Annotated in this window: 23 protein-coding genes; 9 read left to right on the forward strand and 14 right to left on the reverse strand. The window is 69.8% G+C overall.

The window, feature by feature from the left end:
• Positions 1-50: 50 nt before the first annotated feature.
• Both ncot_RS08995 and ncot_RS09000 read right to left on the reverse strand, forming a co-directional pair.
• Positions 51-929, reverse strand: a complete 879-nt coding sequence (locus ncot_RS08995; RefSeq protein ID WP_168617306.1) for a hypothetical protein — start codon at positions 927-929, stop codon at positions 51-53.
• Positions 926-1363 carry a pyridoxamine 5'-phosphate oxidase family protein gene (locus ncot_RS09000; RefSeq protein ID WP_168617307.1) on the reverse strand — a complete coding sequence of 146 codons (438 nt, stop codon included), beginning with the start codon at positions 1361-1363 and terminating at the stop codon, positions 926-928. Before ncot_RS09000 ends, ncot_RS08995 begins: the two co-directional genes overlap by 4 nt.
• 186 nt (positions 1364-1549) lie before the next feature.
• Between ncot_RS09000 and ncot_RS09005 the strand changes: the two genes are divergently transcribed.
• The 3 genes from ncot_RS09005 to ncot_RS09015 all read left to right on the forward strand — a co-directional run bounded on the left by ncot_RS09005 (position 1550) and on the right by ncot_RS09015 (position 3957).
• On the forward strand, positions 1550-2551 hold the full coding sequence (locus ncot_RS09005) for a magnesium transporter (protein ID WP_168617308.1): 1002 nt from the start codon (positions 1550-1552) through the stop codon (positions 2549-2551).
• A gap of 105 nt (positions 2552-2656) precedes the next feature.
• Positions 2657-3544 carry a universal stress protein gene (locus ncot_RS09010; RefSeq protein WP_168617309.1) on the forward strand — a complete coding sequence of 296 codons (888 nt, stop codon included), beginning with the start codon at positions 2657-2659 and terminating at the stop codon, positions 3542-3544.
• A complete protein-coding gene (locus tag ncot_RS09015) occupies positions 3541-3957 on the forward strand; it encodes a pyridoxamine 5'-phosphate oxidase family protein (protein WP_168617310.1) in 417 nt (138 codons plus the stop codon). Before ncot_RS09010 ends, ncot_RS09015 begins: the two co-directional genes overlap by 4 nt.
• Positions 3958-4061: 104 nt before the next feature.
• On the opposite strand, the gene ncot_RS09020 is transcribed toward ncot_RS09015, so the two are convergent.
• The 4 genes from ncot_RS09020 to ncot_RS09035 all read right to left on the reverse strand — a co-directional run bounded on the left by ncot_RS09020 (position 4062) and on the right by ncot_RS09035 (position 8014).
• Complete coding sequence (locus ncot_RS09020; protein WP_168617311.1) at positions 4062-4475, reverse strand: pyridoxamine 5'-phosphate oxidase family protein; 414 nt, start codon at positions 4473-4475, stop codon at positions 4062-4064.
• 145 nt (positions 4476-4620) lie between these two features.
• Positions 4621-6117: a hypothetical protein gene (locus tag ncot_RS09025; protein WP_168617312.1), complete on the reverse strand. Its 1497-nt coding sequence runs from the start codon at positions 6115-6117 to the stop codon at positions 4621-4623.
• A 245-nt stretch (positions 6118-6362) separates the two neighbouring features.
• Positions 6363-7061 (reverse strand): ABC transporter ATP-binding protein, encoded by a 699-nt coding sequence (locus ncot_RS09030; protein ID WP_168617313.1) that lies wholly within the window; start codon positions 7059-7061, stop codon positions 6363-6365.
• Positions 7058-8014 carry an FtsX-like permease family protein gene (locus ncot_RS09035; protein ID WP_240938144.1) on the reverse strand — a complete coding sequence of 319 codons (957 nt, stop codon included), beginning with the start codon at positions 8012-8014 and terminating at the stop codon, positions 7058-7060. The genes ncot_RS09030 and ncot_RS09035 overlap by 4 nt, the downstream gene beginning before the upstream one ends.
• A gap of 199 nt (positions 8015-8213) precedes the next feature.
• Between ncot_RS09035 and ncot_RS09040 the strand changes: the two genes are divergently transcribed.
• The 3 genes from ncot_RS09040 to ncot_RS09050 are packed head-to-tail and all read left to right on the forward strand — an operon-like array spanning position 8214 to position 10475.
• Positions 8214-9290 (forward strand): sensor histidine kinase, encoded by a 1077-nt coding sequence (locus tag ncot_RS09040; RefSeq protein WP_206065256.1) that lies wholly within the window; start codon positions 8214-8216, stop codon positions 9288-9290.
• On the forward strand, positions 9287-9907 hold the full coding sequence (locus tag ncot_RS09045; RefSeq protein WP_168617315.1) for a response regulator transcription factor: 621 nt from the start codon (positions 9287-9289) through the stop codon (positions 9905-9907). Before ncot_RS09040 ends, ncot_RS09045 begins: the two co-directional genes overlap by 4 nt.
• Before the next feature lie 55 nt (positions 9908-9962).
• Complete coding sequence (locus tag ncot_RS09050; RefSeq protein ID WP_168617316.1) at positions 9963-10475, forward strand: ferritin; 513 nt, start codon at positions 9963-9965, stop codon at positions 10473-10475.
• 48 nt (positions 10476-10523) lie between these two features.
• Here the strand turns inward: ncot_RS09050 and ncot_RS09055 are convergent, their stop codons facing one another.
• Complete coding sequence (locus ncot_RS09055) at positions 10524-10925, reverse strand: TIGR03618 family F420-dependent PPOX class oxidoreductase (RefSeq protein WP_168617317.1); 402 nt, start codon at positions 10923-10925, stop codon at positions 10524-10526.
• 290 nt (positions 10926-11215) lie between these two features.
• The gene (locus ncot_RS09060; RefSeq protein WP_168617318.1) at positions 11216-11782 is read right to left on the reverse strand and encodes a M23 family metallopeptidase; all 567 of its coding nucleotides are present in this window, start codon (positions 11780-11782) and stop codon (positions 11216-11218) included.
• A gap of 310 nt (positions 11783-12092) precedes the next feature.
• On the opposite strand from ncot_RS09060, the gene ncot_RS09065 reads away from it, so the two are divergent.
• Complete coding sequence (locus ncot_RS09065; RefSeq protein WP_168617319.1) at positions 12093-12878, forward strand: LysR family substrate-binding domain-containing protein; 786 nt, start codon at positions 12093-12095, stop codon at positions 12876-12878.
• 65 nt (positions 12879-12943) lie between these two features.
• Here the strand turns inward: ncot_RS09065 and ncot_RS09070 are convergent, their stop codons facing one another.
• The 3 genes from ncot_RS09070 to ncot_RS09080 form a co-directional block, all read right to left on the reverse strand.
• Positions 12944-13492 carry a nucleosidase gene (locus ncot_RS09070; RefSeq protein ID WP_168617320.1) on the reverse strand — a complete coding sequence of 183 codons (549 nt, stop codon included), beginning with the start codon at positions 13490-13492 and terminating at the stop codon, positions 12944-12946.
• 69 nt (positions 13493-13561) lie between these two features.
• On the reverse strand, positions 13562-14962 hold the full coding sequence (locus ncot_RS09075; RefSeq protein ID WP_168617321.1) for a lytic transglycosylase domain-containing protein: 1401 nt from the start codon (positions 14960-14962) through the stop codon (positions 13562-13564).
• A gap of 197 nt (positions 14963-15159) precedes the next feature.
• A complete protein-coding gene (locus tag ncot_RS09080) occupies positions 15160-16596 on the reverse strand; it encodes a GuaB1 family IMP dehydrogenase-related protein (RefSeq protein ID WP_168617322.1) in 1437 nt (478 codons plus the stop codon).
• 38 nt (positions 16597-16634) lie between these two features.
• Between ncot_RS09080 and galK the strand changes: the two genes are divergently transcribed.
• On the forward strand, positions 16635-17834 hold the full coding sequence (gene galK, locus ncot_RS09085) for a galactokinase (protein WP_240938145.1): 1200 nt from the start codon (positions 16635-16637) through the stop codon (positions 17832-17834).
• 105 nt (positions 17835-17939) lie between these two features.
• Here galK and ncot_RS09090 read toward each other — a convergent pair whose 3' ends face one another.
• Positions 17940-18551 carry a hypothetical protein gene (locus tag ncot_RS09090; RefSeq protein WP_168617323.1) on the reverse strand — a complete coding sequence of 204 codons (612 nt, stop codon included), beginning with the start codon at positions 18549-18551 and terminating at the stop codon, positions 17940-17942.
• A gap of 92 nt (positions 18552-18643) precedes the next feature.
• Between ncot_RS09090 and ncot_RS09095 the strand changes: the two genes are divergently transcribed.
• Positions 18644-18931: a YiaA/YiaB family inner membrane protein gene (locus ncot_RS09095; RefSeq protein ID WP_168617324.1), complete on the forward strand. Its 288-nt coding sequence runs from the start codon at positions 18644-18646 to the stop codon at positions 18929-18931.
• A 157-nt stretch (positions 18932-19088) separates the two neighbouring features.
• Here the strand turns inward: ncot_RS09095 and ncot_RS09100 are convergent, their stop codons facing one another.
• Both ncot_RS09100 and ncot_RS09105 read right to left on the reverse strand, forming a co-directional pair.
• On the reverse strand, positions 19089-20300 hold the full coding sequence (locus ncot_RS09100) for an acyl-CoA dehydrogenase family protein (RefSeq protein ID WP_168617325.1): 1212 nt from the start codon (positions 20298-20300) through the stop codon (positions 19089-19091).
• Positions 20301-20368: 68 nt separating this feature from the next.
• Entirely contained in the window at positions 20369-21745 is a 1377-nt protein-coding gene (locus tag ncot_RS09105; protein ID WP_206065258.1) for an acyl-CoA dehydrogenase family protein, read from the reverse strand.
• Between the last annotated feature and the right edge of the window lie 144 nt (positions 21746-21889).

Genomic DNA, 21889 nt, shown 5'->3' on the forward strand with positions numbered 1-21889 from the left:
GGTTGAGCTGGTGACGGTTGAGTTGGTGACGGTCGCTCGCGGTGTCGTCCTCAGGCCGCTGTCGTCAGGTCGTCAGCCTCGGGCTGCGAGGCCGGCAGGTGGCGAGCGGCCAGGAACATGCGCCAGGCAACAGCGCCGAGGGCGACCGACACGACACCCAGCAACAGGGTTGTCGGCAGCGAGGCGTTCTCGTCACCCTTCAGCACCATGACCAGGGCCATCGCTGCCACCGACGGCGGCACCAGCGCGAACCAGCCGACCACTGCGTGGAGCGCGCGCGAGCCGACCGCTGCTCCCCTGAGCAGGGCGATCGCTGAAGCGACCGTGAGCGGGACGACGACGCCGAGGTCGAGCAGGAGGATCGACCAGAAGAAGGTGCGCTCCTCCATGAATTCCGCTGGGAGCGAGGCCTCGGTGACCGAGCCCGCCAAGGCTCCGGTGTAGCGCAGCGCCACCATCGCTGCCACGCACAGGAGCAGCACTCCGGCCAACCTGTCCCGCGCAGCGGTGCGCTGCGGGAGGACCGCGTGGACGGACAGGTGCCAGGACCACCAGGCCAAGGCGGCGGCGAGGACGAACCCAGCCAGGTGCGCCAGGACGGCGACGGAGTAGTGCGCGTACTCCGGCCCGAGCACGTACTGGACCAGCATGTACGCCGCGTACGCCGACGGAGCGAACCCGAGGAGTGGGGAGAGACGGGATCCTCGCAGGGCACCCACCGCCGCCCAGACCGTCCATGGAACGACCAGCAGGATCGTGACCAGCTCCATCCCGATCAGCTGGTTCGTCACGGTCTCGGTGACCGGGTAGGTCAACACGCGTAGAGCGAGCGGGCCCAGCACCGCATTGGCGAAGAGGCCGGTTGCGAGCACGAGGAGGAGCACACCGTACGCCCGCGGTGGCGCACCCGTGTTGTCGCTGGCGCTCACAGTGCCCGGCGGACCGGCGTCTCGTCGTCCGGCGACCAATGGCCCAGTCGTCGTCCGGTCAGGGACGTCCACGTCAGACGGATGTGCAGCCGACGGTCTCCTGCCGCCCAGGGGCGCGGATCACGGATCGCGGTCATCGAGGCGATCTCGTCGGGGTCCACGACCGACTCGGCCGGACCGATGGCCAGGACACTCCATCCGCGGTGACGCTCGTGGTCGAGGTTGTCGACCTCGAAGCCGAGCCGGGCGTCGTCCGCCAACCTGCCCAGGAGCGTGTAGGGCTCGGTCCTGAAGATGATCGAGTCGTCGATCAGGACGTAGTTGACCGGCACGATGTGGGGCCCGTCCGGTGCGCAGACGGCGACTCGCCCGACCACGCCGGCAGCGAGGAGCTCACGGCACTTCTCGGGTGACAGCTCGCGTGGTTCGTTCATCGGTCGCTCCTTGCTGGACGTCCGGACACGGTTCGGCCCATGTGATCAGGCTAGGAGCGCCCTGACGCCCCGGGCAGTGACCAAGGTCCCGCTCCCCCACATCCCTTGGACCCCCGCGGCAGGTTCGTCAAGCCCTGAGGCAGAGCCGGTCTCCACCTCCAGGATGGCGGGCAGGAGGGAGGCGCCATGGAGGCCCTGCGCACCGAGATCGCCGAGGAGGGCCTGACTGACGGTCCGCTCGAGCCGTTCATCGCCCGGGAGGTGCCGGTGTGCCACCCGGACGACCTCGTCGATGATGTCCTGACCGGTCTTCGGGGCAGTTCCTTCGAAGCAGTTGACGACATCGCCGTGTGCGAGGGGCCACAGTCAGCCCGTCGCCTGGTTGGTCTGGTTCCGCTGCGCACCCTCGTCCGGGAGGCGAGCACCACGCCCGTCCGTTCCCTGATGGACGCCGACCCCCCAGTCATCGGTGGAGAGGTGCTCCCGGAGCACGCCGCGTGGAAGGCAGTGCGCCACGGCGAGACGAGTGTGGCGGTCGTCGACGACGACGGCCGCTTCCGCGGACTGGTTACCCCGGCGCACCTCGTGGAGGCGTTGCTGCATGCGCACGACACCGACTTCGCCCGGCTCGGTGGCTATCTCGCCACCACGGAGTCCGCCCGCTCGGCCATCGAGGAGCCGGTCGCCCGCCGTCTCTGGCACCGTCTTCCCTGGTTGTCGCTCGGTCTGCTCGGTGCGGCCGTGTCGGCGTGGGTGGTTGGTCTGTTCGAGGGCCCGATCGCAGCGGACGTCCGGCTCGCGTTCTTCATCCCTGGCGTGGTCTACCTGGCGGACGCGGTGGGCACCCAGACCGAGGCGCTCCTGGTGCGTGGCTTCTCCGTCGGTGCCCCGCTGGGCCGCGCGGTGCTGCTCGAGGCGCGGACCGGCCCGGTTCTCGGCGGTCTGCTCGCCGTGGTGAGCCTGCCGGCCATCTGGCTCGCCATGGGAGATGCGGAGGTTGCGATCGCGGTTGCGGTGGCCCTGTTCGCCGCGTGCGGCGTCTCCACCGTGGTCGCAGCCGCGCTGCCCTGGTCGATGACGCGATCCGGGGTGGACCCTGCCTTCGGCAGCGGACCGCTTGCGACCGTGGTCCAGGACCTGCTGACCCTGCTCATCTACTTCGCGGTCGCCACGGCGGTGATGGGCTGACGCCGGGCCCTTGGACCGTTCGGCCCGGGACCACGGGCCCTCCCGGCCCGGACGGTCCTGCGGAATCGTCGGAGCTGACCAAGCGCACCGAGCCAGGAGCCCACCATGGACGTTCGACAAGCACTGACCGCGCGGCAACTCAACGCGGAACCACGCAGGAACGGCAGCGTCGTGGTGGGTGCCAGTCCGGACGGACGATCGGCCTCAGCTGTCGTCTGGGCGGTCCAGGAGGCGGAGTCCACCGGTCGACTGGTGAAGCTGGTGACGGCGCACGAGGAGAGGACCCCGTCCCCGGCCCGGCCCGCCCATGACCTCTCCGTCCTGGCCCGGCAGCTGACCCTGCAGCAGGTGATGTCACTGACCACGCTCGGACCTGTCGTGCCCGCCCTGCTGTCGGCCGCGGCGGACGCGGAGCTGTTGGTGGTCGGGCACCGGGGCATGGGGCGGATGGCGCGAGCGTTGGCCGGTGGCGTCTCCGCCCAGCTGGCCGAGCAGTCAACGGTGCCGGTCGTGGTGGTTCCCGAGGCGTGGATGCAGGCGCGCTTCGCGGCAGCCCCGCTGGTGCTGGGACTCTCCCCCGACGCTGCGAGTCACGGGGATGGTCCGGAAGCGGCTGCCACGGAGTTCGCCTTCGCCCGAGCCGACGCGCTCGGGGTGCCGTTGACCGTCGTGTGTGCGTGGCAGGTGCCCCCTGTCACGACCTGTGACGCCGAGGCGACAGTGCTGTACGAGCAAGCGACCAAGGAATCCGTCGAGGGCAGGTTGGCATCGTGGACGGAGCGCTATCCGTGGGTGACGGCCAGCCTGTGCTCCGGTGGCACGACCGCGGCGGACGCTCTGCTCCAGGCTGCGCGTCACGCCCAGCTGATCGTGGTCGCGCGCAGTCGGCGTCGGCTGGGGTCGACCTCTCGGGCGATCATGTGCCACTCGGAGTGTCCCGTCGTCGTGGTCCCGGACCACGGCGTCGACCTCGAGCGCGGAGGACTCCGATGAACCCGGAGGAGGCGTGGTTCCCGGGACGCCTGCTCGAGCTCACACAACACGAGTGCCTCGAGCTGCTCGGCGGTTCCCGCGTGGGACGGGTTGCCTACTCGACCCGGACCGGGCCGGTGGTCGTCCCGGTGAACTATCACCTGGACGGAACGGACGTGTTGCTGCGGACCGCCCCCACCACGGAGCTCGCACACCACCTCGGCTCGAGCGAGCTCGCCCTGCAGGTCGACGAGTTCGATGCCTTCAACGAGAGCGGCTGGAGTGTCCTCGTGCGCGGGCCCGCCGTGCGGGTCGACCCCTACGACCTGCCCGCCTTCCTCGACGCGCCGCGCTCCTGGGCCGGTGGGTCCCGGCCGCTCCTCATCCGGATCAGCGGGCGCGCCATCTCGGGTCGGAGGCTGCTCCCGGTCTGAGGGAAGGCCACCGATGAGCACGTCGCGCCGCGACACCTCGACAACGGTGGTGCCGAAGGAGCAGGTCGGACCCCCGGCGCGGACGTGGACCTGCCTGGGTGACCTCAGCGCGCGAGCAGTCGCCGTCCGGTCACGAGTCGCGGCCTGATCCGCACGACCAGGTTGCGTGTCCCGGCGGCCCAGGGCCCCGGTCGGTCCTCCGGGAGGAGCACGTCGGAGTCGTCGTACTCGGCATCGCCGCGCACGAGGACGCTCCAACCGGTCCGGCTCACCTCGTCGAACTCGTCGACCTCGAAGGCGACGTGCCCCGACCGCATCGCCCGTCCGAGCTCGGTGTGGGGGGACGTCCGGAAGAGGATGTCCTCGCCGTCCATCACGTGGTTCACGGGGAGGACCACCGGCCCCTCGTCGGAGGAGTAGGCCACGCGACCACCGGGGCTGGAGCCCAGCAGCTGCAGGCACTCCGTGAACGCCAGCTCCTTGAAGTGGGTGGCGTACCAGCGTTCGTTGACCATCATGCTCTCCTTGTCGACCGGCGGCCCGCCTCGGAACGGGGCCCGGCTTCGAGGCTCGCCGACGAGGAGCCCGGACTGCAGGGTCTGCCGTCACGTCCTGGCGAGGACCTTGGACCTCCTGACTCCGGGTCCTGCGGCAGGTCGAGCCTCAGCCCTCACCGGCGTTGCGATCGTCCTGGAAGTCGATGCCGATGCCGCCGACCGCCTGCCACGCCTCGAACTGCCGCTGGGTGATCGCCGGCCAGCGGGTGTGCCCGGGCCTCGGTGACACTCTCGAGAAGTACGAGTCCGGACGGAACGACGGATCGAAGAAGCAGCCCTGACCATAGGTCTCGTCGTACGACGGGCAGGCGTCCGCGAGGGTCCGGGGCGACGGGCGCTCGCCGGCGGTGATCCACCCCTGCAGCGCGTTGACCGCGGTGGCGTAGCCGGAGGCGCTGAGCGTGCTGTGCTCACGCTCCCGGGTGAACGCCTGCACGAGGTGGTCGGCGTTGCCGGCGTTGGTGACGGAGGCACGGTAGGCGGACTCGTGCTCGACGAACGCGGTCGGGTCGTCGATCGCGTGCATCGTCAGCACCGGGATCGAGATCTCACCGGTGAGGTCGCTGTCGAAGGACAGGTCCCGCCGAGCCGCCCGGTCGGCGTCGTACCGTGCGACGGCGCGGTTGAGGGCCCGGTCGTCGTCCGAGCCGCTGTAGCGCACGCCGCGGTTGGTGAACGGGTTCCGGTCGTCGAGGCGCTCGTGGACGATGTCGCGGAACGTGAAGGTCGCGAACTTGAGGTGGGAGAAGAGCGTGCGCTCGGGGATCTGCACGACCGAGAGGATGTTGGCGAGGTTCTGACGCTGCTGTGGTGTGCGATCCGCTGGCGCCGACTCGTAGCCGGTGCACTCCTGCACGCGCCGACGCAGGTCCGCGTTCGTCATCGACGAGTCGGCGGGCAGCCCGCGCCAGAGCTCGTACTGCGGCTCGCTGGGCCGTGGGTGGTTGCCGCAGTAGTGCTGGTAGACGACCCGCAGGTCCAAGCGGTAGTCGTAGCCGCGCGTGCCGCCACCCAGGACGCCGTTGGTCATGAGCGCACCGTCGTAGCGACCGGCGCCGGGCTGCCCGTAGAGCTCGATGGTCTTCGCCGCGACGTCACCGCCCCAGGACTGGCCGTGCAGGATCGTGGTGGCCGGCTCTCCGAACGCGTCCACGAAGAGCTGGCGCGCCTGCTCGGTGTCGGCCGCCGCCATCTGCGCACCGTAACCACCGCGACGGTAGGAGGACGCGACCCAGGCATACCCCTCGGAGACCATCACCGACCAGCGATCGAGGTCGTCACCCGTCCTGTCGGGATCGGCATCACCGAGCCCGGGGCCGCCGTGGGCGTGCACCACCAGTCCGCCGTTCCAGTCGTCCGGCACGGCGATCGAGTAGTAGGCACCGGACGGCTGGATCCCCGAGTAGCAGTCAGTCCCGGCCGGCAACGACTCCGGACAGTCCACGCCGGGCAGGTCGGGGTCGGAGGGCACGGCCGCCACCGGCGTCGTGCCCAGGGCGGCCAGACCGGTCAGCCCCACGCCCAGGGCCACCGCCCCGGCCATCCAGTTCCTGGCCCGGATCCGTGGTCCCCGGTGGGGTGTCAATGAACGTGCGTTGCGCATAGGTGCTCCTCTGCTCTCCTTCGCCCGGCCGGTCCGGACCCGAGCACCGTGACCCGCATCACGGTCGTCATCAACGTTTCGTTCATAGTGGTCACGAGAACCGCCAGGTGCTCTCGAGCACGCGCTACTGCTCGGCGTACGACGTGGGGTCCGGGCGGCATCGCGAGGTAGACCTCGACTGGACGGGCGTCGGCTGCTGAAAGACCTTCGACACGCCCTCCGGGACGATCTTCCCGGGACGCCGGTCAGATGAATGCACCTGCTCCCACCGCAGGTGCGCCCAACCTGCCGTCGTGGCACTCGACGATCCGGTCCCCGTCGGTCAGGTGGCCGATGTCGTGCGTGACCAGGACCGTGCCGACTCCCAACGACGTGGTGATCTCCCGGATCAGCTGCATGACGGCCGCCCCACGCTCGTGGTCGAGCGCCGAGGTCGGTTCGTCGACCAGCAGCAGCGCGGGTGAGCCCATCAGTGCTCGTGCGATGTTGATGCGCTGGCGTTGTCCGCCGGACAGCTGCGCGGGCAGTCGACCCTCCTGGCCCGCCAGGCCGACGCGGGCGAGGAGCTCCCTGGCCTCGGCCTCCGCGCCACGGCGTGGCCGACCGGCAAGCGTCGCGGTCACCGTCAGCTGGTCCAGGGCACTGAGCGAGTCGATCAGGTTGGGCTGCTGGAAGACCAACCCGATGTGCTCACGGCGCAACGCCGTACGGGCACGGCGTGAGAGCGGACCGGTGTCGATCCCGTCGACCAGCACCTGCCCTGAGTCGGGGGTGATCAGGGTGGCCGCCACGGCCAGCAGGGACGACTTGCCGGAGCCGGACGGCCCGACCAGCGCCACCAGCTCACCGCGCGCGACCGTGAGTGAGGCGTGGTCGACGGCGGTCAGTCGTGAGGTGCCGTCCGGGTAGGTCAGGGTGACGTCGGTCAGCTGCAGGGCGTTCATCGGGCACTCCCGAGTGCGGTGAGGGGGTCGACAGAGGTGACGCGGCGGACGGCAAGGGCGGCGCCGACGAGGCCGAGGAGGACCAGGGCCAGCAGCGGCAGGCCGATCGTGCCCGGGTCGAGGACGAAGGGAACGGCATCACGCGCGACTCCGCCCAGCAGCCAGACGATCGCGGCGCCCAGTCCGATCCCGGCCACCAGGAGCAGCAGTGCCTGGCCCAGGGCATCGCTCACGAGGAACCCTGTGGAGGCCCCCAGCGCCTTGAGCACGGCGATGTCGCGGGAGCGCTGGATGGTCCAGACGGTGAAGAAGGCGCCGACCACGAGCGCGGAGATCGCGAACAGGAACCCGCGGATCAGCTGGAGCGAGCCGTTCTCGGAGGTGAAGGCTCCGATGCCGGCGAGCGCGTCGTCGAGCGAGACGTTCGTGTGGCCCGAGGGCGCTTCGGAGTGGGAGGTCGCGAGCACGGTCGCGGACCCCTCTGCTCCGGTCACCGCCTGCCAGTCGCCCAGGGAGAGCCAGGCCACGGGGACGTGCGAGTAGGAGGCGTCGCCGCGCACGGCGCTGACCAGGACGGTCTTGCTGCCGATCCGCAGCTCGTCACCGTCGGTGAGCTCCAGCTCGGCGGCCAGCGGCTCACTGAGCACGACAGCTCCGGGCGCGACTCCGACGGCGTCGGGGGCGATCGAGGATCCGACGCGCACGCCCATCACGGTGACCGGCTCCGTGTGCAGGTCGGTGCTGGCCCGGCTGGTGGCGACCCCGAGCGGTTCCCCGTCGAGTCCCGCGTCGAGCCTGATCCGTGACGAGGTGAAGTCCGGGGACGAGCCGGAGAAGATGAGGCGGTCGGCGTTCAGCCCGGTGATCGCCGACGTGCTCTCGTCGGCCAGTCCCCGGGTCAACCCGCTCAGGAGCCCGACGAGGACGGCGATCAGCATCACCACTCCCGCCATCAGGGTGAATCGGCCCCGTGCATGGACCAGGTCCCGCCATCCGACGTACAACTCGTTCCTCCAGCCTCTCGGGCCGTCTCTCCGACGGCCACAGCTCCAGTCTGGTCGGGAAGGGACGCGGGCACGTCGCTCGTGAGGAGGGACCTCGATCAACCTTTTGGTTGATGGCCCAGCCCCTCGGCCTGCCTATGCTTGCCCGGTGACCTCTCCGCTGCGCCGTGCACTGCCACTGGTGCAGCTGGTCACCCACCTGTTGGTCGCGGCACTCCTGCTGGTCACCGCGATCTCGGCGATCGACCCAGGCCCTGACGTCGCGGTGCTCGTGGTCACCCTGGCGCTCGCTGTCGTGTACGCCGTGGGTCTGCGCCTGGGTGACCGGCCGAGGCTGGTGCATGCCTGGGGTGCCCTGCTCTCCCTGGTGTGGGTGGGTCTGGTCGCACTGACCCCCATGGGCGTCTGGCTGGCCTTCCCGCTCTTCTTCCTGGCCCTCGACGTGCTCCCCCGGCGCATCGCGATCCCGGTCGTCGGCGGACTCACCGTGGTCGCCGTCGTGGGTTTTGCGCACCACAGGGGCGCCTGGGAGTTCGGGGCGGTGCTGGGACCCGTCATCGGTGCGGGCGTGGCCATCGCGGTGGTGCTGGGCCTGCGCGCGGCCGACGAGGAGAGCGAACGACGCGGGAAGCTCGAGGAACGTGAGCGCTTCTCCCGCGAGGTGCACGACACCCTGGCCCAAGGGCTGAGCAGCATCCACCTCCTGCTCGGCGCGGCCCAGGGCCACGTGCGCACGCGTCCCGAACAGGCTGACAGTCTCATCGCCCAGGCCCGTGAGGTCGCTGCCGCCAACCTGGTCGAGGCTCGCCGGCTGGTCCGCTCCCAGGGCCCGGCCGACCTCGCCGAGCGGTCCCTGCCGGAGGCGTTGACCCGGCTCGCCGAGCGGGTCGACTCCCCCGCCACCGAGTTCCGCGTCGACGGTGAGCCGCGAGCCCTACCCGGTGGCCACGACGTCGCCCTGCTGCGGGTGGCCCAGGAGGCGGTCGGCAACGCGGTGCGGCACTCCGGTGCCGCACGGTTGGCGGTGACGCTGACCTACCTCGACCACGAGGTGGCGCTCGACGTGGTCGACGACGGCAACGGACTGGCCACCGAGAACGGTGGCTTCGGGCTCGACTCGATGCGCAACCGCATCACCGAGCTCGGTGGCTCCTTCGCGCTCGAGTCCACTCCCGGCCACGGCACGGCCCTGGCCGCACGACTCCCGGCCGGAGACCTCCAGTGATCCGTGTCCTGCTGTGTGACGACCACCCCGTCGTACGAGCCGGCCTCGCCGCCGTGCTCGACCTCGAGGATGACCTCGAGGTGGTGCGCCAGCTTGCTGTCGCGGACGAGGCCGTCGCGTTCTGCGCGAGCGAGTCCTTCGACGTGGTCCTGATGGACCTGCAGTTCGGTCAGCAGCTGGACGGCATCGAGGCCACTCGCCGCATTCGAGCACTCCCGGCACCTCCCCAGGTCCTGGTGCTGACGACGTACGACGTGGAGAGTGATGTGCTCGCAGCGGTCGACGCCGGGGCTGCTGGCTACCTGCTCAAGGACGCCGATCCGGCGGCCCTGGCCACGGGCATCCGGGAGGCCGCACGGGGTGAGACGGTGCTCGCCCCGTCGATCGCGCAACGCCTGGTCCGGCGCACGTTGCGACCCGACACGTCCCTGTCGCCGCGGGAGCTGGAGGTGCTGGGGCTCGTCGCCGACGGGTTGTCCAACCAGCTGATCGGGGAGCGACTGTTCCTCAGCCAGGCCACGGTGAAGTCCCACCTGGTCCACGTGTTCGGCAAGCTCAGGGTCGACTCCCGCACGGCGGCGGTGGCGGTCGCCAGGAGCACGGGACTGATTCGTTGATGAGGTGAGCCGAACCTTCGATGATTTGGATCGGGATACTGCCTAGGGTGACGGCATGAAACTCAACAAGACCCTTGAGACCAAGTTCAACGAACAGATCACCCTCGAGTTCGAGGCATCATTGGTCTACCGCCAGCTGGCGATCGAGCTGGAGCTGAAGGACCTGCCCGGCATGGCCGCCTGGTTGCGCCACCAGGCCGACGAGGAGATCGTGCACGCCAACAAGTTCATCGATCACATGGCCGACCGTGACAACCACCCGCGCATCGGTGCCCTGAAGGCACCCAAGGTCTCCAGCACCTCGGTGCTCGACGTGTTCAAGGCGGCCCTCGGCCACGAGCAGCGGGTGTCCGAGAGCATCCGCGACCTCTACCGTGCTGCGGAGAAGGCCGGTGACCTCGACTCGCGTCCCCTGCTCAACTGGTTCATCGAGGAACAGCTCGAGGAGGAGGCCACGGTCAGCGAGATCGTCGGTCGCGTCGAGCTGATCAACGAGGACGGTCCGGGCCTGCTGCGCCTCGACGAGGAGCTGGGTGCTCGTCCGACGCGCACCACGGAGTCCAACTGACACCTGGCCCATGAACGACGCCGGCCCCGGACGGGGCCGGCGTCGTCGTCATTGGGGAGCGCGACCCAGGGCGCGGGTCAGGCCGATGCGAAGTGCCACCCGGTTCGGGTTCGGGCGGGGCACCTTGTAGCGCGCGGCGTACCGCTCCTCCGCTTCTCGCACGGAGTCCGGGTCGGAGGTAATGCGCGCGATCCCCTCCAGGGAGGCCCAGTGGGCGCCGGCCACCTGGCAGACCGCGACCGGTGCGCCACCCGAGGCGGCCAGGTTGCGAGCCTTCACCGACGAGGCAGAGGTGATGCCCCACGCCTCCTCGCGCTCCGGATCGAGCACGATGCCCATCGGGGTCACGTGCAGGCTCCCGTCGGAGCGCTGTGTGGTCACGGTGCAGAGATGACGGGCCCGCCAGAAGTCCAGGTAGGCGGGGTCGTGGAGAAGATCGAGTCTGGCCATGGACCAAGTCTCCCCGACGTGTGGCGGCTCACAGGTGTGGATCCCCCGGAAAGTGGGCAGGACTGTCCTTGGCGGGGCCACGCAGGCCTCCCACGACTGTGACAGGAGGACACCATGCTCGTCTGGGCCAGCATCTGCGGCGGGATCGCCGTGCTCCACGCCATCGGTCTCCTGATTCCCCAGGAGCCGGAGCCGGAACCGATCCGGGTCCGCGTGCGCGACTGACACCCACTGACCCGATGGTCGAGGGCCCCCGCCGAGCGGGGGCCTCGTCGTTCACGTCAGGGTGGTCAGGGCTGCAACCCGTGCTCGACCAACGTGGCGTAGGGATCCACCGGGACATCAGGGGTCGGACGCACTTCGAGGTGCAGGTGGGGCCCGGTCACGTTCCCCGTGGCGCCGACCTCGCCGATGACCTCTCCAGCGCCGACCGTCTCGCCGACGGCGGTCTGGAGACTGTTCTGGTGGCAGTACCAGAGCTCGGTGCCGTCGGCCATCCGGATCACGGTCCTGTAGCCGTACGCACCGTCATAGGCGGCCTCGGTGACCACACCGTCGGTGACGGAGACGATCGGCGTCCCGAGGGGCGCGGCGAAGTCGAGGCCTGTGTGGGTCGTGGACCACAGTGAGCTGCTCGCGCCGAAGGTGCCGGTGAGGTGGTAGCCGGAGACGGGGAGCACCCACTGCGGCAGGGGTTCGATGGTGACCGCCGACGCGACGGTCTTCGGCCGCGCCGGTGCCTTGCCGTCGGACGCTGCCTGAGCGGTGACGGAGAGGGATGAGGTGGACAGGATGATGCCGAGCGCGGCGCTTCCGACAAGGGATCGGCGCAGGTGTGAGTGCAGGGGCATGCGCATGTGTGCTCACCTGCCGGCTGCTGCTGGGCTGTGCACGGACGCGCAGGCCTGCCCGGTGAGAGGTTGTCGATGACGAAGACGGAGCGGGAGTGGGCAGTGGACGGCGGTCCCGCGTCCGGTGTTCAGTTGACGTGCTGCCTGCTGACTGAGGGCCAGCGGCGTCCATCCAGTGGGCCACGCCGCGCAAAGCGGGTTCAAATCCGGACATACCGGCAGGTAACCGCCATCACAGGAACATGTTGTCGTTCCCGCCTGAGTCGTGCACCGAGCGCGAGCGAGATCACACGGAGTCGGGGGCTAGCCTGTGCGAGTGACTGAACCCTTCCGGATCGCCTTCGTCGCCGGGGTGACCCCCGACAAGTGGGCCCGCATCTGGCGCGAGCGTCACAGCGACCTGCCGCTCGAGCTGGCGCTGGTCGAGGAGGCGCAGCAGCGCGCCGTGCTGGTGGCCGGCGAGGCCGACATGGCCCTGGTCCGGCTGCCGATCGATCGCGAGAGCCTGCACCTCATCCCGCTCTACGAGGAACAGCCCGTGGTGGTGGTCGGCAAGGAGCACCCCGTCGCGGCGTACGACGAGATCCCCCTCGCCGAGCTGGCTGGGGAGCAGCTGGTGGCCGGCGACGTTGCGAGCTGGGACGAGGTCGCCACCGTGGAGCGGTTGCCGTTTCCCGAGATGAGCCTCAAGGAGGCCTTCGAGGTGGTCGCGTCGGGAACCGGGATGGCCATCGTGCCGATGTCCGTTGCCCGGCTGCACCACCGCAAGGACCTCGTGCACCGACCGGTCCTCGACGTGCCGACCACACAGGTCGGGCTGGCCTGGCCAGTCGACCATGACGACGACCGGGTGGAGACCTTCATCGGCATCGTCCGGGGCCGCCGGGCCACGAGCTCGCGCGGCACCCCCGGTGCATCGGAGGCTGGGGGCAGGAAGGCGGTGCCCGAGAAGGACACCTCGCAACGGCGGGGATCGAGCAAGAAGTCGGTCTCGAGCAGGAAGACGGCCTCGTCCGGCAAGCCCGGGTCCGGGACGGCACAAGGTGGCAAGGGTCGAAGCGGCGGGCGACGCGGTCCGGCAGCAGGCAAGCGGCGCCGCTGACCGAGCCCGTGGCTCAGCCGGGCAGGTCAGCCGACCTGATCTGCCGACCAGGTCAGCCGAACTGATCAGCCGAGCAGGGAGTCCCCGAGCCACTCGCCCAGCACCCGGGCACTCGCATCGACCACCGTGGTCCAGTCGAAGGCGCCCTCGTCGGCGTTGTCCGAGACATGCTTCACGAAGCGCACGGGGACGGCGTCCTGCCGGGCGGCCCAGGCCACCGCGTAGCCCTCCATGTCGACGAGGTGGGCCCGCTCCGCCAACCTCGCCCGCACGAGGGGATCGGTGACGAACACGTCGCCGCTGGCCAGCACGCACTCGGAGTCCCCGACGACGAGGTGGTCCTGGGGGTCGTAGCCGAGCGAGCGCAGGGCGTCTGCGCTGATGTCGTGGTTCAGCACCTGTCCCGGTTCGAAGAGACCAGTCAGGCCGTCACGCAGTGCCCCCGCGGTGCCGATGTTGATCACCTCGAGGTCGTCGGTGTCTGCCGTGGCCAGCGCACGCGCCACGGCAGTCGCGGCGGCGGTCTTGCCGATGCCGGTGATCACCTTGGTCAGATGGCTCGGGACGTAGGCCGCCTCCGCCGCCGTCGCAGCCACGATCAGGTAGGAACTCACGCGCTGAGGCTATGGGACAGGTCGGCGCTCCGTGCGGGCCGGGCCCTGCTGCTGGGCGCCGGGCCCCTGCTAGGGGGCGTCGGCCGGCGGGATGCTCTCGTCCACGTCGGGAGTGCTGGGGTCGTCGACCAGGACGCCGTCGGGACCGGTCGACGGGTCGTCGGACCCTGCCTGGTCCTTGGGGGCCTCTGGCTCCGGCTTGGGCTTCTCCTCGGTCTCGGCAGGCTGGGGCGCCGGCGGGGCTTCGGGAGGGGTCGACTCCTCGGCCGGTTCGGCGGCAGGCGGTGCCGTCGGCTCGGTCGGCGCAGGGTCAGCGGGCGGCTCCGCCTGGGGCGGTGCGGTCGGCTCGGCCGGTGCCGGCTCGGTGGGCTGCTCCGACCCGGTCGGCTCGTCGGGAGCTGTCGGCTCGGCCGGTGTGGAATCGGCCGGTGTGGGTTCGGTGGGCTGCTCCGCCGTGGGCGGCTGCGTCGGTGTGGTCGGCTCCGTCGTGGGACCGGCCTCGGTGAAGGTCGAGTCGCTCGACGCCGAGAGTCCCCCCGACGCTCGGTGCACCTTGTCGTGCACGGCTGCGGTCGAGGGAGCGTCGCGGTCAGGGACCCAGACTGCGGAGCGTGCAGCCGACTCCGGGAAGGACCCGACCAGGAAGCTGTTGACTGTCATCGACGCTGAGATCGGCGTCGCGGTGGGAGTCGCTGCGAAGTTGCCGTCGACGTACTTCTCCATCAGTTCGAGGACGACGTTGACGTAGGACTTGGAGTGGTTGTAGCGGTACACCGCGGAGCTGCGTCCTGCGGCGGTCGACAGGTCGTCCTTGCCGGAGCACAGGTAGACGGCCGCGGCCAAGGACGCGTCGTCGATGTCCTGGGGGTTGCGGATGCCGTCGGCGTCGGCGTCGACTCCGACGATGGACCATGTGGACGGGATGAACTGCATCGGACCGACGGCGCGGTCGTGCACGGTGTCGTGGTCGTACTGACCGGCATCTGTGTCAGGGATGCGTGCGGTCCGGCGACCGTTCAGGGCCACGCCGATGATCGCGGGGCGGGCGACGCCGTTGTCGTCCAGGCTGCTGCTGCCGTGCTGTCCGTGGTCGGACTCGACCCGGCCGATGGCCGCGATCAGCTCCCAGTCGATGTGGCAGGACGGGTCGGAGGCGTTGATCACGGAGGCTGCGCGCTGGTAGCCGGCGAGCGCCTCCGGCGGGATCGCCCTGGTGGTGGAGGCCGCGACCACCCGGAGTCGGGCACTGGTCTCGGGGTCGCTCGACGTGATCCGAGTCATGCTCGCGGGGAGCTCGATCGCCGCATCGGTGACCTCCGCCGGTGTTGCGACCCGTGGCTCAGGGGAGGTTCGTGCGGTCGGGCCGGATGCATCGAGCGAGTGCAGGGAACCTGCCAGACCCGCCACTGCGGCGACTGCGAGGATGGTGGCCGGCAGGAGCCGGGTGATGCCGGATTCCGAAGCTTTCATGGCTGTTCGTCTCGTCTGTGTCTGTGGCCCCCGTACACCTCGAACGAGGCTGCCGTTGATCGATCTTTGCACCGACCGTCGGCCTTGGGTACCGGAATGCCACAAATTTCCCGCCCAGTCATCCAGTGGCAACAAGAAGTGTCACGGGGGCACCGTGTTATCCCCTGTTCTGGTCAAGACAACGGCCCGGGAATGGTTCACCAGCTGGTCGCCAGGGGGCGACCTTCGTGGAACCCGGCGGCTGACTGGATGCCGACGACTGCTCGGTCGTGGAACTCGGCGAGCGACGTCGCACCGGCATAGGTGCACGACGAGCGCACGCCCGAGCAGATCTGGTCGACCAGGTCCTCGACGCCGGGACGCTGTGGGTCGAGGTACATCCGCGACGAGCTGATGCCCTCCTCGTAGAGGCCCTTGCGGGCACGGTCGTAGGCCGACTCCGTCGACGTACGGTTCGCGACGGCGCGAGCCGAGGCCATCCCGAAGGACACCTTGAAGGCACGACCGTCGGAGTCGGTGAGCAGGTCGCCCGGCGACTCGTGGGTGCCGGCGAACCAGGAGCCGATCATCACGGAGGACGCGCCGGCAGCCAGGGCCAGGGCGACGTCACGGGGGTGACGCACTCCCCCGTCGGCCCAGACGTGCTTGCCGAGCTCGCGGGCCGTGGTCGCGCACTCGAGGACAGCGGAGAACTGCGGACGTCCGACGCCGGTCATCATCCGGGTGGTGCACATCGCGCCGGGGCCGACCCCGACCTTGACGATGTCGGCACCGGCGTCGATCAGGGCGCGGGTGCCGTCCGCGTCGACGACGTTGCCTGCCGCGACCGGGACCCGCGGGTTGATCGCCCGGACTGCCCTGAGGGCCTCGATCATCCGATCCTGGTGGCCGTGCGCGGTGTCGACGACGAGGCAGTCCACCCCTGCCTCGACCAGCTCGGTGGCCTTGGCGGCCACGTCGCCGTTGACCCCGATCGCCGCGGCGATGCGCAGGCCACCGTTGGCGTCGACCGCCGGGGTGTAGAGGGTGGCGCGCAGCGCACCGGTGCGGGTGAGCACGCCGACCAGCGCGCCGTCGTCGTCGACGGCCACGGCGATCGGAGTCCTCGCCGCGTCGATGGCGTCGAACGCCATGCGCGGATCGGCATCAGCGCTCAGCTTGACGAAGCCCGCGTTCATCACGTCGCGCACCTGGGCGAACCGGTCGACCTCGGTGCAGTCGGCCTCGCCGACCACGCCGACAGGACGGCCACCATCCACCACGACGGCTGCTCGGTGGCTGCGCTTGGGCATCAGGGCCAACGCCTCCGAGACGGTCTGGTCCGGGCGCAGCTCGATGGGGGTGTCGAAGACCAGGTGTCGTGACTTCACGAACCGGATCACCTCGGCGACCACGGGGATCGGGATGTCCTGCGGGATCACGGTGAGCCCACCGCGACGGGCGATCGTCTCGGCCATCCGCTTGCCGGCGATGGCCGTCATGTTCGCCACCACGAGGGGCAGCGTGGCTCCGGTGCCGTCAGACGTGGACAGGTCCACGTCGTAGCGGCTGGCAACGGCGGAGTGGCGCGGCACCATGAAGACGTCGTCGTAGGTCAGGTCGTTCGGCGGGGTGGTGTCGTGAAGGAAGCGCACAACGGATGAATCTACCGCTCAGGACTAACCTGTTCGACATGACCGATCGCGCTGGTGGTCCCGCTGCCGCCTCGACTGCGGGCCAGTTCCTGGATCCCGGTCAACCGGCCGGCAGGCGACGCATGGTGTCGGACGCGTTTGCCGCTCGCTTCGGCACGGCGCCCGAGGTGGTGGGCCGGGCCCCGGGCCGGATCAACCTGATCGGTGAGCACACCGACTACAACGGGGGACGTTGCCTGCCGCTGGCACTCCCCCACGCGACCTACGCCGCGGTGCGGCGTCGCGATGATGACGTGGTCACCATCCACTCGCGCACCGTCGACGAGACCTGGTCCGGGAGCCTCGCGGACCTCGCCGCGGCGGGTGGTTGGGCGGCGTACGCCGCGGGCACGCTGTGGGCGATGGAGGTCGACCACGGTGTCGACCTGCTGATCGACAGCAGCGTCCCGGTGGGTAGTGGCCTGTCGAGCTCAGCGGCGCTGGAGTGTGCCGTCGCGGTGGCCACGGACGGGCTGAGCGGCCGGCACCTCGACGAGGCCCGTCGACGCGAGCTCGCGACGGCGTGCAGGCGCGCCGAGACCGAGGTGGCCGGTGCACCGACCGGTGGCATGGACCAGCTGGTCGCGATGCTGGCACCCGAGGGCGATGCACTCCTCATCGACTTCCACGACGACTCGGTCCGGGCTGTCCCCGTCCCCTTGGCCGAGGTGGGGCTGGAGCTCCTCGTGATCGACACCGGCGTGCGCCATGCCCTCGCAGACGGCGCGTACGCCGCCAGGCGGCGTGAGTGTGCGGCTGCTGCTCACCTGCTGGGTGTGCCGTTGCTGGCCCGGGCCGCGCAGGACAGCTGGTCGCGCCTCGAGGATGACGTGCTGATGCGACGGGCACGACACGTGCTCAGTGAGGGCGAGCGCGTCGACACGGCCGACCAGGCCATCGTCGAGGGTGAGTGGGCGGAGCTCGGGGCGGTGCTGGATGCGTCGCACGCCTCCTTGGCCCACGACTTCGAAGTCAGCTGCGAGGAGCTGGACGCCGCGGTCGAGAGCTCTCGGGCAGCGGGGGCGTTGGGTGCGCGGATGACCGGGGGTGGCTTCGGCGGCTCGGCGATTGCCCTCGTCGAGACCGACGACGTGGGAGTGGTGGCCGCCTCCGTGCTGGCGGAGTACGCCTCACGTGGCTGGTCGGCTCCAACATTCCTCAGGGTGGGGCCGAGCCCTGCCGCCGACACCGTGCCCTGACCGTGCCCTGACCGTGACCGCGTCGCCCGCTGGCTTGGCCCCTGCCTGCTCGACCACCCCGGGCAGGATCACGGGCGTCGTGGTTCCCCGGCGGCGGTCGGTGCGTCAGGCGTCGGACCTGGGTGTGACGCCGCAGTGTTCGAGCTCCATCAGGGCGAGGGCACGGATCACCGCGGGATCGCCGTTCCGCCAGGCGCCTGCGGGATCCGTGCTCACGGTGGCCAGCTCGTGGAGCGGGCGGTGGGACAGCGCTCGGAGGGCGAGCAGGTCGATGTCGTGCCGTGACCTGACCCATGCTTCGGCGTCCGTGGCGCGACGAACGAAGCGCAGTCGAAGTGGCAGGTGGAACGCGCCGTAGAGCGCCGTGGGGCCAAGAGCGAGGGAGAGTCCGAGCTTCCACGCCAGCACTCGGAGGGAGTGCTCGGTGCGCTCGCCGGCGTCCGCCAGTTCCTGGGCGGACTCCTGCGCCCGGAGGAAGGGCGAAGCGGCTGTCTCGCCGATCAGTGGGATCGCACCGAGGGAGTCGGCTGCTTCTCCCATGTTCTCAGCCAGCGACGTGGCCGCGACTCGGGTGCGGTCGGTCGGCGTGGTGAGGTCCATCGTCGACTGGAAGGTCCCGATGCCCTGCCAGATCCAGAACCCCATCCAGGCCACGAAGAAGATGTCGGCGGCGATCTGGCGGGTCCGGCGCGGCCGTTGATCGGCGTACAGCTTCATGGGCACATCCGACCACATGGGTGCGCGTACTCAGGGGAAGACAGGTAGTTCGGCGGGTACGTCGACGGCGTGCCTCCGGGAGTCTTGGGGACATGAGCAACGAACTCCCGTCGAAGACCACGAACGCGTTCTTCCTGCAGGCCGGCATCTCCTTCGGTGTCGCGCTGATCACCATGATCCTGGCGGTGTGCTACCTGCCGGTCGATCCGTGGATCAGGGCCTTCCTGGCCCTGGGCACCCTCTTCCTGACCACCTCGTCCTTCACCCTCGCCAAGTGCGTGCGTGACGCGCAGGAGAACCAAGCGGTGCACGCCCGGCTCGACCAGGCGCGGGTCGACAAGATCCTCGCCGAGCACGATCCCTTCCGTCCCGCCCTCTGAGGCGGCCTTGGGCTCCTCGGGGTGCGCCCACCTGAGCTGTCCCGGTGCGGGGGTTCGGGACGCAGGAAGGCGCCCCGTCCGCCATGTGGTGGACGGGGCGCCTCGCTGTCCCTGTTGTCGGTCCAGTCCTGTCAGGGGCAGGGCCGGGACCTGTGCATCACTTGAGCTCGGCGCTCGAGAGACCCAGGATGCGACGGGCCACGATCAGCTGCTGGATCTGCTGGGTGCCTTCGAAGATGTCGAGGATCTTCGAGTCGCGCGACCACTTCTCGAGCAGCTCGGTCTCGCTGTAGCCGACACCGGCCGCGAGCTCGACACAGCTCAGGGTGATGTCGGAACCAACACGACCGGCCTTCGCCTTGGCCATGGAGGCCTCCAGCGAGTTCGGCTTGCGGTTGTCGGCCATCCAGGCGGCCTGCATGGTGAGCAGGGTGGCTGCCTCGAGGTCGGCCTCCATCTGGAGGAACTTCGCGGCGGCCGCGGACTGGGTCTGGGCCGGACGGTCGTAGTCGATCTCGACTCCGGCGTCCTCGAGCAGCGACCGGGTCAGGTCGAGCGAGGCCCGAGCGCACCCGATGGCCATCGCGGCGACCAGGGGGCGGGTGTTGTCGAAGGTCGCCATCGCGCCGGCGAAGCCCTGCTTCACGTCGATCTCCGGAGAGCCGAGCAGGTTCTCCGCCGGCACCCGGCAGTCGGTGAACGTGATCACCGCAGTGTCGGAGGCTCGGATGCCGAGCTTGTGCTCGAGCCGCTCGACGTTCATGCCGGGCGTGCCCTTGGTGACCACGAACGACTTGATCGCGGCACGGCCGAGCGACTTGTCGAGCGTCGCCCAGACGACCACGCTGTCGGCGCGCTCGCCCGAGGTGACGAAGATCTTCTCGCCGTTGAGGACGTATTCGTCGCCGTCCTTGCGAGCGGTGGTGGAGACCTGTGCGGAGTCGGAACCGAACGAGGGCTCGGTGATGGCCATCGCGGCCCAGGTGCCCTCGAAGCGCTTGAGCTGCTCGTCGTTGGCGACGGAGGCGATGGCGGAGTTGCCCAGACCCTGGCGGGGCATGGAGAGCAACAGTCCGGTGTCGCCCCAGCACATCTCGGCGACGGACATCACCGATGCGAGGTTCGCCCCGTTCTTGATGGTGTTGTCGGTCTCGGCCTCGTCGCGGCGTACACCGGTCGCGCCGGCACCTTCCGAGGCCCCGGACTCGGAGAGCCCGTCGATCATCGCGGCCAGCATGTCGAGTTCCTTGGGGTACTCGTGCTCGGCCAGGTCGTACTTGCGGGAGATGGGGCGCAGCATGTTCATCGCGACCTGGTGGGCCTGCTCGATGAGTGCGCGGTGCTTCTTGGGGGTTTCGAGATTGATCATGGTGTTCTCGCCTGTCGGCTTCCTGGTGTCGAGACGGTCGCTGCGCGACTTCCTCAACCACCGGGAAGTCAGACCAGGACGCCTCCTTCCACGAGGCCGATGGCCCGCAGGTCGCGGTACCAGCGCTCAACGGGGTGTTCCTTGACGAAGCCGTGGCCACCGAGGAGCTGCACTCCGTCGAGGCCGATCTGCATGCCCTTGTCGGCACAGATCTTGCGTGCCAGGGCGACCTCACGGCTGAAGTCCTTGCCCTGGGCAGCACGTGAGGCGGCCTTGTAGGTCACCAGTCGCATCGACTGGAGCTCGATGGCGATGTTGGCGACCATGAAGGCGACGCTCTGGCGGTGGCTGATCGGTTCACCGAAGGCCTGGCGCTCGTTGACGTAGGCGCTGACATAGTCGAGAACGGCCTGACCGGTGCCGATCGCCAGTGCACACCAAGCGAGCCGCGAGAGCCGCACAGCCTCGACGTACGTCGTTCCGTCGGTCTCGCCGAGCACGGCACCCGACTCGACCTTGACGTCCTCGAGGGTGATCTTGGCCAGACCTGCCGCCCGGACCCCCATGGCGGGGTCGCCCTCGACCAGCAGGCCCTCGGACCCGGACTCGACGAGGAAGAGCACGTTCTTGCCGTCGAGCTCGGCACCGACCACGAAGAGCTCGGCGTCGGCGCCCCGGGGCACCAGCGTCTTCACGCCGTTGAGCACGTAGCCGCCGTCGGTCTTGGTGGCCTTCGTGGCCGGCTTCAGCACGTCGAAGAGCACCCGGGACTCGTTGAGCGCCAGTGCGGCAGCCGGCACGTCCTCGCCGGTGAACTCAGGAAGGTAGGTGGCCTGCTGCTCGTCGGTGCCCCACAGCGAGATCGCGGTGGCCACCGCTCCGGGGGCCAGGGCAGCGACAGCGAGACCCATGTCGCCCTTGGCCAGGGCCTCGGCCACGAGCGTGCCGGCCATCGCCGAGCGCTCCTCGGAGATGCCGCCGAGCTTCTCGGGGACGCCGAGGATCGGGAGACCGATCTCGAGGGACGCCTTGAGCAGCTCGTCAGGCGCGGTGCAGGACTCGTTGGCCTCGGCGGCCGCCGGACGCAGCATCTCCTCGGCGAACTCCGACACCACGTCGACGAGCATCTGCTCGTCCTCGGTCGGAGTGAGGTCGAAGACGCCCTTCGGGTTGGCGGCGGGCACACGGACGCCGGGGGCGCCCTTCTTGCCCTTCTTCGCGAAGGCGCGACCAGCCTGACCGGCGACCTTGAAACCACTGCGGGTCACGGTGAAGACCGTCTGCTCGGTCTGCTTGCGCAGGCCCATCCGGTCGATCAGCTCGCTCTGGGCCAGCTTGTTCAAAGCGAGGACGGCGTAGCCGATCGGATCGCGGGTCTCGCGGTTGGAGAGGCCGTGCTTGCCGCCCGGCGTCACCGCGTTCTTGGTTGCTCTGATCAGGGACATACCTGAAATGTAACTCTGAGTTACACACTGCGCCACACCTCTTCGGTATGTCGCGGGTCACAGCGCCTCCGCCATCCTCTTTCCACTCCTGCGCAGCGGATAGGCTGGGAGCACGTGCTTCGGGTTCGAGGTCTCCGGGAGGGT

The sequence above is a fragment of the Nocardioides sp. JQ2195 genome, assembly GCF_012272695.1.
Taxonomy (GTDB): Bacteria; Actinomycetota; Actinomycetes; order Propionibacteriales; family Nocardioidaceae; genus Nocardioides.